This is a genomic window from Acinetobacter sp. RG5 (assembly GCF_031844265.1).
Taxonomy (GTDB): Bacteria; Pseudomonadota; Gammaproteobacteria; order Pseudomonadales; family Moraxellaceae; genus Acinetobacter.
The window spans coordinates 12905-29420 of the sequence record NZ_JAUZUV010000014.1 but is presented as its reverse complement, the minus strand read 5'-3'; the positions used below and the strand labels follow the sequence as shown (position 1 = coordinate 29420).

General features: G+C 44.3%; 13 protein-coding genes, 1 tRNA gene and 1 pseudogene. 5 read left to right on the top strand and 10 right to left on the bottom strand.

The features are described 5' to 3' along the window. Window positions 1–7: 7 nt before the first annotated feature. From secD to queA, 7 genes and pseudogenes are all read right to left on the bottom strand, one after another. On the bottom strand, window positions 8–1906 hold the full coding sequence (gene secD / locus Q9R21_RS11525; protein WP_311204529.1) for a protein translocase subunit SecD: 1899 nt from the start codon (window positions 1904–1906) through the stop codon (window positions 8–10). 51 nt (window positions 1907–1957) lie between these two features. Next, window positions 1958–2287, bottom strand: a complete 330-nt coding sequence (gene yajC / locus Q9R21_RS11520; RefSeq protein WP_004645158.1) for a preprotein translocase subunit YajC — start codon at window positions 2285–2287, stop codon at window positions 1958–1960. A 100-nt stretch (window positions 2288–2387) separates the two neighbouring features. Next, on the bottom strand, window positions 2388–3518 hold the full coding sequence (gene tgt, locus Q9R21_RS11515; RefSeq protein WP_311204528.1) for a tRNA guanosine(34) transglycosylase Tgt: 1131 nt from the start codon (window positions 3516–3518) through the stop codon (window positions 2388–2390). Between the two features lie 130 nt (window positions 3519–3648). Further along, window positions 3649–4491 (bottom strand): annotated as a pseudogene (locus Q9R21_RS11510) (DUF4303 domain-containing protein). Window positions 4492–4604: 113 nt separating this feature from the next. Continuing rightward, window positions 4605–5174, bottom strand: coding sequence for a LemA family protein (locus tag Q9R21_RS11505; RefSeq protein ID WP_071851643.1), 570 nt, complete (start codon window positions 5172–5174; stop codon window positions 4605–4607). A gap of 49 nt (window positions 5175–5223) precedes the next feature. After that, window positions 5224–6252, bottom strand: a complete 1029-nt coding sequence (locus tag Q9R21_RS11500; protein WP_311204527.1) for a hypothetical protein — start codon at window positions 6250–6252, stop codon at window positions 5224–5226. A gap of 16 nt (window positions 6253–6268) precedes the next feature. Continuing rightward, window positions 6269–7303: a tRNA preQ1(34) S-adenosylmethionine ribosyltransferase-isomerase QueA gene (queA, locus tag Q9R21_RS11495; RefSeq protein WP_153566544.1), complete on the bottom strand. Its 1035-nt coding sequence runs from the start codon at window positions 7301–7303 to the stop codon at window positions 6269–6271. Window positions 7304–7470: 167 nt separating this feature from the next. On the opposite strand from queA, the gene Q9R21_RS11490 reads away from it, so the two are divergent. Both Q9R21_RS11490 and Q9R21_RS11485 read left to right on the top strand, forming a co-directional pair. Then, window positions 7471–7557, top strand: a tRNA-Leu gene (locus Q9R21_RS11490). 143 nt (window positions 7558–7700) lie between these two features. Beyond that, a complete protein-coding gene (locus tag Q9R21_RS11485; protein ID WP_311204526.1) occupies window positions 7701–8384 on the top strand; it encodes a hypothetical protein in 684 nt (227 codons plus the stop codon). Window positions 8385–8491: 107 nt separating this feature from the next. On the opposite strand, the gene Q9R21_RS11480 is transcribed toward Q9R21_RS11485, so the two are convergent. Next, window positions 8492–10723, bottom strand: coding sequence for an NADP-dependent isocitrate dehydrogenase (locus Q9R21_RS11480; RefSeq protein ID WP_311204525.1), 2232 nt, complete (start codon window positions 10721–10723; stop codon window positions 8492–8494). A 484-nt stretch (window positions 10724–11207) separates the two neighbouring features. On the opposite strand from Q9R21_RS11480, the gene Q9R21_RS11475 reads away from it, so the two are divergent. Together Q9R21_RS11475 and Q9R21_RS11470 are read left to right on the top strand one after the other, a co-directional pair. After that, on the top strand, window positions 11208–11717 hold the full coding sequence (locus Q9R21_RS11475) for a DUF1543 domain-containing protein (RefSeq protein WP_311204524.1): 510 nt from the start codon (window positions 11208–11210) through the stop codon (window positions 11715–11717). Between the two features lie 137 nt (window positions 11718–11854). Then, window positions 11855–12847: a DUF2804 domain-containing protein gene (locus Q9R21_RS11470; RefSeq protein WP_311204523.1), complete on the top strand. Its 993-nt coding sequence runs from the start codon at window positions 11855–11857 to the stop codon at window positions 12845–12847. A 54-nt stretch (window positions 12848–12901) separates the two neighbouring features. Here the strand turns inward: Q9R21_RS11470 and Q9R21_RS11465 are convergent, their stop codons facing one another. Continuing rightward, window positions 12902–13780, bottom strand: coding sequence for a metal-dependent hydrolase (locus Q9R21_RS11465; protein ID WP_311204522.1), 879 nt, complete (start codon window positions 13778–13780; stop codon window positions 12902–12904). A 142-nt stretch (window positions 13781–13922) separates the two neighbouring features. Here Q9R21_RS11465 and Q9R21_RS11460 point away from each other — a divergent pair, with 142 nt between their 5' ends. Continuing rightward, entirely contained in the window at window positions 13923–14960 is a 1038-nt protein-coding gene (locus Q9R21_RS11460; protein ID WP_311204521.1) for an AraC family transcriptional regulator ligand-binding domain-containing protein, read from the top strand. Window positions 14961–15009: 49 nt separating this feature from the next. Here Q9R21_RS11460 and Q9R21_RS11455 read toward each other — a convergent pair whose 3' ends face one another. Further along, on the bottom strand, window positions 15010–16344 hold the full coding sequence (locus Q9R21_RS11455; RefSeq protein WP_311204520.1) for a Na+/H+ antiporter NhaC family protein: 1335 nt from the start codon (window positions 16342–16344) through the stop codon (window positions 15010–15012). Between the last annotated feature and the right edge of the window lie 172 nt (window positions 16345–16516).

Sequence of the window (16516 nt, the reverse complement as noted above, 5' to 3'; positions counted from 1 at the left end):
GATCTCCTTAAATGCTCAACTTTTTCAAGTTACGTTTTTTGCCATAAATGAGCTGTACCACGGCACGCGTTACTGTAATTGCAGTAAACATCGAGCAGACAATACCAATCATCAGGGTTACGGCAAAGCCTTTGATCGGACCTGTACCAATCGCGAACAGAATGAATGCCACCAGGAATGTGGTTAAGTTCGAGTCGAAAATGGTGTTATAGGCACGATCATAACCAGCAACAATCGCCTGTTTTGGCGAAGCCCCCCATTTCATTTCTTCCCGTATTCGTTCACAGATCAGTACGTTGGCATCGACCGCCATACCAATGGTAATGACGATACCGGCAATACCTGGAAGGGTAAGGGAAGCGCCAATCCAAGACATGACTGTCAGAATCATCGCCAGGTTAAAGACCAGTGCAAAGTTGGCAATCACACCAAACAGACGGAAGAATACCACCATCCAGATTGCGACTAAGAGGAAACCGATCTGAGTTGAAAGTACACCTTTGTCGATGTTTTCTTGACCCAGACTTGGACCAATCACACGTTCTTCTACAAAGTACATTGGCGCAGCCAACGCACCTGCACGCAGCATCAAGGCAAGTTCAGCAGCTTCTTGCGGTGAGTCCAGACCAGTAATACGGAACTGAGAACCCAGTACTGCCTGAATGGTTGCAGCGTTAATCACTACAGATTCAGTATACGGGGTACGAACTTCAGTTTGAGTGCCGGTCGCAGGGTCTTCCACATAATTAATGCGCTGCTTGTTCTCGATGAACAAGACGGCCATACGTTTACCGACCGCATTACGGGTGGCATCCGACATCAGTTTGCCACCTGCGCTGTCCAAGGTAATGTTAACTTCAGCACCGCCTGTGTCCTGGCTAAAGCCACTTGATGCATTCTGAACACGTTCACCGGTTAAGATACGGTTACGGTTCAACAGGAGCTGACGACCACTGTCCAGTGATTCATAAGCAAAGACTTCTGTGCCTGGTGGCAATGCACCTGTAGCCTGACCGGTATATGGATCAATGTATTGATCATTCTGGTCAGACACCAGACGGAACTCGAGGTTCGCGGTACGACCCAAGACACGTTTCGCTTCAGCGGTATCCTGTACACCAGGAAGCTCAACCACAATACGGTTGCTGCCCTGGGTTTGAACCAGTGCTTCTGCGACACCTAACTCGTTAATACGGTTACGTAAAGTGGTCAAGTTCTGGTTGACTGCATAAGATTCAATTTCTTGCTTACGCACATCGGTATAGTTCAAACGTAAAGTCGAACCGGTCTCGGTCGCAACAGCCTGCTGGGTAAACTCATTGCCATTACGGCGCAAGAAGTCCATCGTTGCAGAACGGTCATCATTGTTGGCAAACTGCATCACAATGGTGTTGTTGCTTAAATTCAGGCTATTAAATTTCAGGTTGTTATCACGCAACTGACGACGTAGATCCGTCGCAGAGGTTTCCATACGCTGGGAAATGGCCTTGTCCATATCCACTTCAAGCAAGAAGTGAACACCACCCCGTAAATCCAGGCCGAGCTTCATTGGTTTGGCACCAATTTTTTGCAGCCATTCTGGGGTGGTCGGGGCAAGGTTCAGTGCAACCACGTAATCATCACCTAAACCACGACGTAAAGCCTCTTTGGCTTTAAGTTGCGATTCACTTGAATCTACACGTAATAAGGCTGCATTGTTGCCAAAGCTATTGTCATGAGTGGCAATATTTTCAGTTTTTAAAATTTGCTCTGCTTTTTGTACGATGCTTGCATCAATTTGAGTACCGGCTTTGGCACCCGAAATCTGTACAGCAGGTTCATCTGGATACAAACTTGGCAGGGCATATAAGGTACTGATCACCAGGACAACCAGGATCAGTACATATTTCCATGCTGGGTAACGCATTCGTTTTCTTCTTAAAATGAAAAAGTCGTGCGAGGGCACGACTATTTTTGATTAAAGGTTATTTAAAGTGCCTTCAGGTAGGACTGAGATCACACTTGCACGTTGAACTTTGACTTCTACACCACGGCTCAATTCAACCACTGCGAAGTCACCTTCAATCTTGGTGATTTTGCCCATTAATCCGCCTGCAAATACCACTTCACTGCCAACGCCAAGGCTGTCGACCAAAGCACGGTGTTCTTTGGCACGTTTAGATTGAGGACGCCAGATCAAGAAATAGAAGATTGCAATAAAAACAGCAATCATCAAAAGGTTCGCCATCATGCTTGGTTGTTGTGCAGCTTCACCTGCAGCGTGAGCAGTCGAAATAAAAAGGCTCATTACATTTTCCTAAAATAAAAAACTGGTGATCAACTCGATAATAAATTGACATATTCTTGCAATTTACATTGTCTTTTTCCTCAGCGCAAATGCTGATGGATTAATCTTGCGGACAAGGTGGCACTTCCAGGCCGCGGCGGGCATAAAAGTCATGAACAAATTCGTCAAATGTACCGTTGTCTAATGCATCACGCATCGCTTCAGTCAAACGCAGGTAATAGCGCAGATTATGAATCGTACCGAGCATTGAGCCGAGCATTTCCCCACATTTCTCAAGATGGAATAAATACGCACGGGTGAAATTCTGGCAGGTATAGCAGTCGCAATGCGGATCGAGCGGGCTTTGGTCATGACGGTATTTACTGTTACGGATTCGCACCAAGCCGTCTGTCACAAAATAGTGACCGTTACGTGCATTTCGGGTTGGCATTACGCAGTCAAACATATCGACACCGCGACGCACCGCTTCCACAATATCTTCAGGCTTGCCGACACCCATCAAATAACGCGGTTTGTCTGCAGGCATTTTTTCTGGAAGATAATCCAGGACCTTGATCATTTCTTCTTTTGGTTCGCCCACGGACAGGCCGCCAATCGCATAACCATCAAAGTCGATTTCAAGCAGGCCTTTTAAAGATTCATCACGTAAATCTTCATACATACCGCCTTGAATAATCCCGAACAGCGCATTACGGTTTTTCAGCACCTCATGATGCTGGGTTTTACAGCGTTTGGCCCAGCGTAAAGAAAGTTGCAAAGATTTTCGCGCTTCTTCATGCGTCGCAGGGTACGGGGTACATTCATCAAAAATCATTACAATGTCAGAGTTCAGCGTGTGCTGAATATCCATTGAAATTTCAGGAGATAAAAATACTTTTGAACCATCAATCGGCGAGCGGAAGGTCACACCTTCTTCTTTAATTTTACGCATTGCGCCCAGACTGAAGACCTGAAAGCCGCCTGAATCGGTCAAAATGGGACTATTCCATTTCATAAAGCCGTGCAGGCCGCCATGTTCACGAATTACATCCAGTCCTGGACGTAGATACAAATGGAAGGTATTGCCCAGAATGACTTGAGATTTGATCTCTTTAATGTCACGTGGCAACAGGCCCTTGACCGTACCATAAGTACCCACAGGCATGAACATCGGGGTTTCCACCACACCATGTTCAAGCGTTAAACGACCACGACGGGCACGGCCCGACTGACCTAATTTTTCAAACTTCATAGGAGTTCCACATCAAGGCGAAAAAACAGTTCGCTGATTGTTATAGCTAAAGGGCGCTATTTTCCTTGATTCTTACGCTAAACGCCAGCATTGTAGAGCATTCGCTCTGTAATTTTATTTATCGCTGAAGCTAGGGAACATCCGGGGAAATTGGTGAATGGGTAGAAAACTGCTGCAAGCGCTGCTGGATATCTTCCCGGCTAAGGGCACAGCTGCCATCAGGTTCCGAGGCCATTGCGGCGATATGCTGGATCAGTTTCTGGATATAAATATTGCTATCGACAAAGTAGGATTCCAAGGTCAGCAAATAGGCATCTTGCGCCACTTGCAGATAATCATAAGGTTCCATTACCAGCATCTGCTCCAGATCAATCAGAATATCCTTGTCGTTTTGCGAGAGTTTCAAGCGTTTCTGCATGGCCGGTAAATGAGTAGTTTGTCTGGATGCCAGAAATTTCTGTAAATGAATATGCTCAGGATTCAGGGTCTGCGCAGATTGGCATTCAAATTCGACTTGGGTCGGCAGGCTCATGAAAAACAGGATGCTATCCAGATCCAGACCATAAGCCTCAGAAAGACGATGTTTGGCCTGTTTAAAACTATCCAGCAATAAATCCAGATGCGTCGCGTGCAGCTGTTTTTGCTGTGCCAATACCGGATGGCCAAAGCTGTGTTGAGTTTTAAAATAATCGGCCAGCAAGGTTTTAAAGGGGATGAGTCCTGAGTCGGGCGAAGTGTGGGCCCGATAACGCCATTTCCGGACATTCCAGCGATCCTGTTCCGCCAGATATTGCTGAGGATCTTCCGGATCTTTAAAAATACTGCGTTCAGTCGAGATGGCCAGATCATCCAGCAGTAAAAATTCGTCAAAGACCAGACTACAGGCATAGATTTCATCATCCTAATAATGGTCGTATAACCGATAAAATTCCTCGACCAGCGTCTGTTGCAAGCGCTCTAAATAATCCAGCATAATTTTTATTCTTTATTTTATAAGTTTTAGACAGGTACAGCCGCATCCTTGGCTGTTTTTATAATAAGGTGATGCGCCAAGGATGCAAAATTTTATCAGATCTTGCTGTTCACTCAGTGAAAGTTCGGACGGTAATCAAAATTCTGAGTCACGCTTTGATCACGGAATGGACGTACCACTTTTTTTCTGAGCAACATATTGTTAATGATGTTGTGCGGAAAAATCTGGATCTGGTTGTTAAACAGTTCGACATTGCGATTATAAATGGTAATCGCCGCACCGACATTTTCATTCTGTTCTTCAATTTCAGCCATCATTTTCAGATAGATGTCATTGGCTTTCAGTTCCGGATAATTTTCAATCACCACATTCAGGCTATGCATCAACTGTTTATTCAGGCTTTCAATGCGCTGTAACTGTCCAATATCGGCATCCTTGATATTCAGATTCATGATGTTCTGACGCAGTTCGGTGACTTTTTCTAGCGTACCTTTTTCGAAACTCGAGTATTGCTCGACCAGCGGTTGCAGCCCATCCAGAATTTTCAGTTTTTGCCGTTCATAACTGGCGACATCCGACCAAGCGCGAATCGTGGCGTTATGATGACGGACAATACTGTTGCGGATCATGATAATCGCGACAATCAGTGCCACAATGACCAAACATAAAATCAAAAATCCCATCCGAGATCTCCCCAAGCTATATCTATATTTTAAAAATGATGCGAAAAATTTATTTTAAAAACTGCAGCAGATCATGTTGTAAGTTTTCGAGCTGTTTTAATTTAAACGTTCTCAGATGACCGCGCAATGTGGAAATATCGCTAATATTCTGCTGCTTGCTCGATACCTGAAATAAATCATGTGGCCCCAGATAGCACAGTATTTTATTTTCTGGGTGAAACAGTAAATCTCCCTGACGCTGTTCAAAAAAATCGGCCAGTCGCAGCACAAAACCCGGACTGAGTAATTTGGCAGTTTGCAGCATATCGCTGCCATAAAAGCTTAAGCGCTGATTGGTGCGAATATCGCTGCTGTGCCAGGGATGGCTATAAGGATAATAAAATTTCTTTCTGGAAGTCGTAACGGCCAGTCCCTGAATCTGGATATCAAAAACAAACACGCCCCACAGGTCTTTATGGACCTGCATCAGTTTGACTGGCTGGCCTTCCTTGTTTCGGGCCTGCACTTCATCAATATAGTGGTATTGGAAGAGTAGTACCTGATGTTGCTGGCCGTTTTCGTCTTCCCATACCGTGCTGGCATAACGCTGAATTTCATTACTCAACGAACCTTGGTTGAATACTGGAAATAATTGTTTTAAATGCCGGATAAAGTGTAGGGGATTAAGTGGCATAGAAATATGCTGTGGCTGTTTTTGAAAGGCAAGCTGATATTTCTTGGCCAGTGCTTGTTCTTCCAGAAAAGCAATGACTTCCTCTAAGGGCTGCTGCTGTTCGTAGCAAATATAAGCCCAGAAAATGCAGAGACAGCCGAGAAAAACACTGCTCTGAATCCAGATATTTCCCGGCGCAATAAAAATGCTGCCAATCAGAAAAAGCCCAATTCCGGCAAGCGCAAGCGGCAGGTTATTTTCAAACTTGAGCGTAATCGGGCCATTCCAGGGATGCAGCCCGTTCAGCAGTTGCTGATGTGTTTTTGCCTGTTGACCCAGATCCCAAAGCCGAGCGATATTCTGAAACACCACTGCATTCTTCTTGCGGCGAATATGAATGGACTGTTGTACAGACTCGATCGGCATGGGCAATGGTTCTCGCTTATTTCGCCTGATCAACCAGCATGGCATCGCCATAACTGAAGAAGCGATATTTGCTGTCTACTGCATGCTTATAAGCATTGAGAATATTGTCACGGTTGGACAAGGCAGACACCAGCATTAACAGGGTTGATTCTGGTAAATGGAAGTTGGTGATCAAACGATCGACTACTTTGAACTGATAACCTGGATAAATGAAAATCTGGGTATCACCTGTCCAGACTGCCAGTTCACCGTTATGTGCTTGCGCTGCACTTTCGACTGCACGGGTGGCAGTTGTGCCTACGGAAATAACTTTATTGCCACGCGCTTTGGTCTGGCGAATCATCTCGACCGCAGTTTCAGGGACATCGCACCATTCGCTGTGCATGATGTGATTTTGAATATCATCGGTACGCACTGGCAGGAAAGTACCTGCGCCAACATGCAGGGTTACGAAAGTTTTTTGAATGCCTTTGGCTTCCAATTTTGCCAGCAGATCGGCATCAAAATGCAGGCTGGCAGTAGGTGCTGCAACGCTGGCCAGTTTGGTCGGGTCATTAAATACAGTTTGATAACGTTCAGTATCAATCTCTTCCGCTTCACGGTTGAAATAAGGCGGAATTGGCAAGGCGCCGTATTGATCCAGCACATCTAGAATTGGTTGTGAAAATTCTACTATAAACAAGTTTTCATGACGGCCTTGTACCGTGACTTTAACAGCATCTGGGCCAATAAAAAGTTCTGCACCGGCTTTCGGAGTGTTACTGGCCTTGATATGGCAGTAGGCAATAAAGCGATCTTGCATACGTTCAACCAGCACTTCTACTGCACCGCCTGAAGCACGTTTACCTTTTAAACGGGCCTTCATGACTTTGGTGTCGTTTAATACCAATAAGTCGCCGTCTTCAAGTAAATCCAAAATGTCGGTAAATTGATGGTCATGATATTGACCTTGAGCATCGAGGTGCAGCAGGCGAGAGGCACTGCGTGTTTCCAGTGGATAGCGAGCAATCAGCTCATCAGGGAGATCAAAATTAAAATCAGAAAGTTGCATGATGATTTACGCTAAAAAAACTGCGGCTAGTATAAACTTTTTTCTTTTTTATGGCGGGAATTGCTCGATTTTAAAACGAAAAAATGCGATTTGTTTTAAAAATAAACAAATGTAAATATTCTGCGTTGACAGTGCTGAGAAATCGCGTATTATACCTTTCATCCACTCCCGAGGTGGTGAAATTGGTAGACGCGGCGGACTCAAAATCCGCTGTCAGAGATGACGTGTCGGTTCGAGTCCGACCCTCGGGACCAAAATTCTAGAAAACCCCAAGCATATTCAGTCTTGGGGTTTTTTATTGCCTGAAATAAATTATTTGAATAATAAGTACTTCACATTATTAAAATCTAATGATAAATCATAGTTCTAGCTTAATTGATTGCGTAGTGGTTAATAGATGGAAATGGATTGGAAGCTTGTTGCACCGATGGCAGGGGTGATGATAACTATTATTACATTGTTTTTGAAAAGACATGAAATAACAAACCTAAAGCATAAAAAGATTTCAGATAGGCTTGTATCAAGTATTCAATATTTTGAGAAATATTATGACAGTGGAAATGTTAATCAGTTAGTACTAGATAGAGCAGCGCAGGATCTTGCAAAGAGTCCGAATGTTGATCATAACTTGGTAAATAAATTAATTGAGTTTCATCAGAACTATTTGGTTAGTTTTGATCATATGATTTTTTTGTTTGATCAAGGGATTAATTATATTTCTTATACCAAAGGGCAAACATTAAATATCTCTAAAGATTTATCTGTTAAGCCATTTTTGTCTTTGAACGCCACCTTTCGGCGTTATGTATTAATAGGAGGTTATTTTGTTTTTGCTTCATTAGGTATGGTGCTTTTATTGGTACTTGGTTATTCTAGCAGCATTCAAGTTTTTGTTAGTATTGGATTTATTTTTATTTCAGTGGTGTTTATTGCACTAGCATTACTATGCTTAGTACTTGAAGATCAACTTAAAGATGCAGTTGATTTCATAAAAAAAATTAATGAAGCTAACGTAAAATATAAAAATATTAAAAAACCTAAAACTATTATATTGCTAGAAAGAAATAGCAAGTCTACCTAATAAGCTTTTTAAGATTTTTTATTTGATATGAAATGGCAATAAATAAAAAACCGGCGCCTAAACGCCGGTTTTTTCTACATCACTGACACCGTCAGTTTTGTATCAACTTAGATTGAAGCAAGAGCAGCATTCAACGTTGCACTTGGACGCATCACTGCATTTACTTTTTCTTGATCAACTGCGTAGTAACCGCCGATGTCTACTGATTTGCCTTGAACTGCTGCAAGCTCAGCAACGATTTTCTCTTCATTTTCAGCTAAAGTTTTTGCAAGTGGTGCAAATTTCGCTTTCAATTCAGCATTTTCGTCTTGAGCAGCAAGTTCTTCAGCCCAGAATTTCGCCAGGTAGAAATGGCTACCACGGTTGTCCAATTCGCCAGTACGACGAGAAGGAGACTTATCGTTATCTAGCAATTTGCCAGTCGCTTGATCTAAAGTTTTAGCAAGTAACTTGATGTCGTCATTGCCTTCTTTAATACCCATTTCTTCTAAAGATACCGCCAACGCCATGAATTCACCGAGTGAATCCCAACGTAAGTGGTTTTCTTCAACTAACTGCTGTACGTGTTTAGGAGCAGAACCGCCTGCACCTGTTTCGTACATGCCGCCACCTGCCATTAATGGCACGATTGACAACATTTTCGCAGATGTACCCAATTCCATGATCGGGAACAAGTCAGTCAGGTAGTCACGCAGGATGTTACCTGTTACAGAAATGGTATCTAGACCGCGAGCAACACGTTCAAGCGTATAACGCATTGCACGTACTTGTGACATGATCTGGATATCAAGACCAGTGGTGTCATGATCTTTCAGGTATTTTTCAACTTTCTTGATCAGTTCATTTTCGTGTGGACGGTACGGGTCAAGCCAGAAGATTGCCGGCATGCCAGAGTTACGTGCACGAGTAACTGCAAGTTTCACCCAGTCGCGGATTGGTGCGTCTTTCACCTGACACATACGCCAGATATCGCCTTCTTCCACGTTTTGTGACATCAACACTTCGCCAGTTTCAAGATCAACAATGTTTGCAACACCGGCTTCAGAGATCTCGAAGGTCTTGTCGTGTGAGCCGTATTCTTCAGCTTTTTGCGCCATCAAACCAACGTTCGGTACAGTACCCATGGTTTTTGGATCGAAATTGCCATTCCACTTACAGAAATTGATCATTTCCTGATAAATACGCGCGAATGTAGATTCAGGCATAACTGCTTTACAGTCGTAAGGTTTGCCGTCAGCGCCCCACATTTTACCGCCACCACGGATCATTGCAGGCATAGAAGCATCTACAATGACGTCGTTAGGAGAGTGGAAGTTAGTGATGCCTTTTGCAGAATCAACCATCGCCAATGCTGGACGGTGTTCTTGACAAGCGTGCAGGTCACGGATGATTTCTTCACGTTGAGAAGTTGGAAGTGTCTCGATCTTCTCGTAAAGGCCTGCCATACCGTTATTGACATTAATGCCAAGCTCATCAAAAAGCTTGCCATGTTTTTCGAATGCTTCTTTGTAGTAGATTCTTACACAGTGACCAAATACGATTGGGTGAGATACCTTCATCATGGTTGCTTTAACGTGTAAAGAGAACAGGATGCCCGCTTCACGACAGTCTTCAAGTTCTTTCTCGTAGAAGTCGCAAAGTGCTTTCTTGCTCATGAACATTGAGTCGATGATTTCGCCGTCTTGAAGCGCAACTTTTGGCTTAAGAACAATGGTTTCACCAGACTTGGTGATCAATTCCATTTTCACATCACGGGCGCGGTCTAAAGTCATTGACTTTTCGCCGTGGTAGAAGTCACCTTCGTCCATGTGTGAAACGTGAGTTTGAGACCACTGTTTCCACTCGCTCATAGAATGAGGGTGTTTTTTCACGTAGTTTTTAACGGCAGCAGGTGCACGACGATCGGAATTACCTTCACGTAGAACAGGGTTTACTGCTGAACCAAGACATTTGCTATAACGTGCCTTGATTGCTTTTTCTTCTTCAGTGGTCGGGTTTTCAGGATAGTCAGGGATTGCATAGCCTTTAGACTGAAGTTCCTTGATACACGCTGTTAGCTGGCCAACAGAAGCACTGATATTTGGGAGTTTGATAATGTTCGTGTCTGGATCTTGTGTAAGACGACCTAGCTCAGCTAGAGTGTCAGGCACCTTTTGCTCTTCGCTTAGGTAATCTGTAAATTCGGAGAGCACGCGCACAGCTACAGAGATGTCACTTTTGACGATCTCAACGCCAGCTGGCTTAGTAAAGGTCTCAATGATCGGCAGCAGAGAATAAGTCGCCAGTAATGGCGCCTCGTCGGTCAGTGTGTAAATGATAGTTGACTTTCCACCAGCCATATATAGCCCCTTGCGTTGGATTGAGTTTCTGAGGACCGAACTTTTGGCCCAGCCTCTTTGAACCGATTTGCTTAAATAAAAACATTGAGAGTATCGTCTTTCAGCGCATTTCAGTCAACGAAATATGCCTTTAGATTGAAATTTGGGTGAAAATTTGTACAGATTTGTGCGGTTTAGCCGTGTTTGTATTTTGTACAAAAAAATAATCCTCTATCGCTGTAAATCCTGATGAAAATGATCGGAAATGTTCTGCTAGCCAATTGTATTCACTGAAAATGGTTTTTTGATCCTGACACAGGTTTAAACTGATCCTCGATATGGATATCGATACCAACTGACTGGATGCTGTTTTGCGCAAATTCAGTCAGGCTGATGATGCAAATTTGTCCTTGGCAGAGGGCTACATCATCATGGAATAGCTTTGCGCTATACTGGCAAGCATCAATGAAATGATCTTAAAGATTGACGCTAACAAGGAAATGTAATGCCCAGCCTGTTTATTGTGATGCTCGGTGGTCGTCATGCCCGTGCCAATACAGAAGTTCATGATGTGGTTTTGGCAGTGGGAGAGAGTCTGGAAGATACCTATCCGCAATTGAAAAATGCCTGGTTTGCGGAACAGAAAGGCTTGCATATTGATGCCTGGGCGCAAATCAACGGGCTAGAGTTTGAAGGCAGGTCCTATGCGCTGCAATTTACTGATGCACAGCCACAGCAATCCGATGAAAAACTTTGGCTGATTAATCTGGGTGGTTATGATCCACGTGAGTTTGGCGAGTTGCATCGTTATGTGTTGGTGGTTGCGCAGAATGCTATGGTCGCTAAACAGCGCGGTAAAGCTTACTTCGCCCGGCACTGGCAAAAACAGCATACCGACCGCGTGTTGGATGTAGATGACTGTATTGCCATCGATCAGGTTTATGGCCGTTACGTCCAACTGTTAGAAGGTAGTTTCAGTGGCAATCGCTGGGAAAATACCTATCTCACGATTTAAAGTAGTTTGCGATTGAATTAAACTTGTGGCTGGCTTAATGATTCGATAAGCGGTTTAAAAAATCTCTTTATCAAAATTTAATAATTGGCATAATACTGCCAAGGAAAAACAGTTTTGACTGAGATGGAATGTCTTAAATGGATTTAATTCAGGCAAATGGACAACCGCGTTATGGACGTTTCAAGGAGCTTCCAAAAAGTATTGACTATCAGGCATATCAATACAAGAATCCTTATGGTCATGTGCTGTCAGGCTGGCGTAAGCATCTAAAATATAAAAAATTCAAATTCTGTAGTATTCAGCACGAGCATTATACGATTGGACTGGCGATTGCTGATATTGCATGGGCAGGGCATGGTTTTGTCTATGTCTATAACCATATGAGCAATGAAGTGCTGGAATGGAATGCAATTAATTTCCTATCCCGTAACACTGTGCTGGATGAACAGCCACTGTTTAATCATAGTTATTTCCACAAATCACCTTTTCAGATCGATATCCAGCATGCCAACGGCGTGCGTTATATCAACGTCAGCAAATATGGCGAGATTAAACTTAGTGCCCGGATTTTCTGTGCAGGTACCGATCCACTGAGTATGTGCAGTCCAACTGGCATCAACGGCTGGACCTATACCCAGAAACTGACCACTTTGGGCTGTGAAGGCTTTTTCATTAACAAGCAGGGGCAAACCATCCAGTTTAATGAACGCAGCTTTGCCTCATTAGATGATACGTGTGGCTTTTTACGCCCGGAAACCGCCTGGTTCTGGCTGTCCTGTAATTTCTGGGATGTGAACCAGAACCGGATTGGGATTAATCTGGCCTCAGGTGTAAATGAAAGCTTTGGCAATGAAAACTGTCTGTGGATCAATGGAAAGATTTATCCATTGGCCGATGTACTGTTCCAGCAGGAATCGGAAAATAAATGGACGATTCAATCACTGGATGAAAAACTGAATCTGATGGTGAGTACAGGCTGGCGCCGTTATGAAAATCTGAATCTGCGTCTGGTCGGTAGTCAGTTTAGTCAGTGGCAGGCCAAGATTTCCGGAACGATCCATCAGGATGATCAGGAAATTATTTTACTGAATGAATATGCCTTGCTTGAACAGCATTATGCCAAGTGGTAAATCATCTTGGGTCATTTAAAAACCTTCAATTTTGAAGGCTTTTTTGATTTGAGCTTAATCTTTGGCGGCCTGCCAGAAGGCTTCACCTGCCTGAATTGGATCATTGGTTTCGGCTAAGGTTTTTACCCAGACATCATATTGCGCAATCACAGGATGCTGACTAGGATGGAAGTCTTTTTTAAACCAGTCCCGATATTGTGGGCCCATGCGGGTCAAAGTGCCGTTGCGGCCAAACAACCAGGGCAGTCCTTTCAGGTTCATTTGCAAACGCTCTAAGACACTGAAGCCATCATGTTTCAGCATGACATTGGCGCGATAGGCGGTATAACTAAACATCAAAAATGTCGTACTGAGCAGGGTCATTTTGCGCATCCATTCAGGTGTTTTCGCGACATCTTTCATCACGTCAAAAGCCACATCACGATGTTCCATTTCTTCAATTGCATGCCAGGCAAACATGGCACGTACATAAGGATGCCCGTCTTTTAAGGTGGATTTCTGACCGTAAAAAGTTTCAGCCATCAGCGCGGTCAAGTGTTCTGCCGCTGCCGTAGTTGCAATATTGAACTGTGCTGAACGATGTTTGAGGTCATAGGCGAACATATTATTTAAACGTTCGATAAAATCATCGACGGGCATGCCTTGTTCACGCATCAGCTGGTTCATCTTTTCATGGGCAATGCCGTGCTGTGCTTCCTGACGAATAAAATCTGCCACACGTTGTTGCAGTTCCAGGTCTGTGATCTGATCGCGGAACAGGCGCACACTTTGAATAAAATAACGCTCGCCATCTGGAAAGGTCAGGCTCAAGGCATCGAACATGCGGGTCAGAAAGGGATCGCCGCCAAACCAGTAGCGCGGAATTTCATCCAGTTTAAAATCAAGCTGGGTCCGGACCACGGGCTTTATTGAAGATTTTAATACTGCATTCACCTTAGAAGTTCTTTTTTGTGACGATGCTGACAGTATGTCGGGGAATACCGTAATTGTTTTGACAGTGCTTGCCAATTTTTATACATTTTATGCCAAATGAAAATAAAACTGCTTAGACTAAAGCAGGCAGCGGGAAGCGCGCATGCAAGAAATTAAAATATCCAATGGTTATATTCAGCTTTGGGCGACTTATCTGCGCAGTCTGCAAATTGAGCCTTTGGAAGCTGACTTTCTGCAAGATGTACATGAAGCGCTTGTCCCCCTGATTGATCAGCCTTTTGCCACGCAAGTGCCGCTGGAATTATTAAATCAGCTTCTGTTAAGAACCCGGCAACATTTAAACTGTCCACAACTAATTTTCGAGATCGTGCAGGTTATTCGTCCAGAACATTTTGGCGTGCTCGGCTATATGGCTTCGAGAAGCAGCAGCGTTGCGGAAATGATCCGCCATATTATGCGTTTTCAACGACTGGTGATTGATGGCAGTGAGTTTGTACCTTTGCAGTTGAAACAGCATGAACACAGTATTGAATTATTTTGGGTCTATCTGGATGAAAAATATAATCTGCTCAATGAGCTGACCATGGCCGCGATGGTGCAATTGGGACGCGTCATTTTGCAGGATCATCAACTGTTACTACATTGTGTGCGTTTTGCTCATGCGCCTGATATGGCGAAAATTCATTATCAAAAGTTTTTTGCCAGTGAGGTGAGATTTTCTCAGGACTATTATGGCATAGAACTGGATTTGCAAGGACTGGCACATGGGTCTGAGCAGGCAGATCCGATGCTGTTGCAGCTACTGGTTCATCAGGCAGAACAGGCGATTGCCGCCAAGCCACCACTTGAGAATCACCTGGAACAGGCGCAGCAAATGATTGCCGAACAGCTCCGTACCCGGCATCAGGCGATTAAAGTTGAACAGCTTGCCCTGCAGTTGCTGATGTCGACCCGGAGTTTGCAGCGCTTATTCAGCACCCATGGCACCTCATTTAAAAAACTGCTGGAACAGCAGCGGATTAAACGTTGCGAGCTGCTGTTGCAACAGGGACTGGGGCTGAGCGAGATCGCCGAGCAGCTGGATTACTCTGATCAATCGGCTTTGGCACGGGCCTACAAGGCAGCCACCGGACAGACATTGTTAGAGCGCAAAAGGCAGTTACACCAACAGCGAAGCTAAAAAAAGCGACCCAAACAGGTCGCTTTTTTATTTGAAGAAAATGGTGAGGTTAAGCGCTGGCTTTGATTTGAGGGAATCTAAACGCAATCGCCGCAATCGCAAAAATGGCCAGAATCCAGCAATAGTACACACCACCAATCAGTTCAACCGGTGAGATTTTTGCAATGGAACAGGCCAGTAGTAACTGTGCGCCATAGGGAATCAACCCTTGCACCACACAGGAGAAAATATCCATCAGTGCTGCAGAACGCTTAGGATCCACGCCATATTCTTTGGCAACTTCACGCGCCATATCACCCGACAGAATAATCGCCACGGTATTATTGGCCACAAAGATATTCGAAAACACCACCAGAAAACTAATCCCGATTTCACCGGCACGTTGCTGACCGACTTTAAACAGACGAGTCAGGCTATAAATACGCTCGATCAGCCAGCGTAAACCACCTTCACGTTGCATGATCGCCGAGAGGCCACCCAGGAACATCGACAATAACGCCACTTCAAACATGCCGACAAAGCCATCATAAATTGAAGTATTCAGTTTGAGCAGATCGAATTCAGCTGTGGCAAATAGGCCAAACAAGCCGGAAAGTAGTACGCCAATGGTCAGTACAGCCAGAACGTGTAAACGGCTAAAGGCCAAAATAAATACGGCGATATAAGGTAAGACCAGAAGCCAGTTAAAATCCTTGTATTCCAATGTGTTGCTACTGCCGGTACTTAACACGTAAATTAAAATAGTGACGATTGAGGCTGGAACTGCAATCCAGACATTGACCCTGAACTTGTCACGCAGTTGTACGCGTTGGCTGGTGGTCGCCGCAATGGTGGTGTCTGAAATCATGGACAGGTTATCACCGAACATGGCACCACCGACGACCGCACCAATCGCATAAATCACGTCAATATCGGTCACCTGGGTGAAACCAAAAGCGATCGGCGCACAGGCTGCAATGGTGCCCATGGAGGTACCCATCGCCGTGGCAATAAAGGCCGAGATCACAAATAACATCGGCAGAATAAATGTAGGTGGAATCACTGACAAGCCCATCTGCACGGTGGCGTCGACGCTGCCAATGGCGCTACTGACGCTGGCAAAAGCACCTGCCAGCATAAACACCATAAACATCAGAATTAAGTTCGGATGACTGGCACCTCTGAGGAATTCCTCAATGCCCTGGTTGAGTTTGCCGCGATACACTAATGCAGCCAAGATAATCGCAGGCAGGGCAGCCACAGGCGCTTTCACCTGATAGAACGCGAACTCGGTTCCGATCAGGGAATGATAGATCCCGCTACCCAAAAATATGGTTAAAAATACAATAAGCGGCAGCAGTGCAATGGCGCGTGCCTGCACTGTAGCCTCAGAATCAGTCTGCATAGGAGATAAAAAAGTAAGAGAATAGGACTAGTATAAAGCAGGTTTTGCTATTTCAGAAAACTTTAAATGAATGCGCTAACATCTGCATTTTTATTAATTTTTATATGATAAAAATAAGTTTATCTAAATATTCAGGATTTTAGGTAATAGCAAAATTAGGCATCTTTGATCA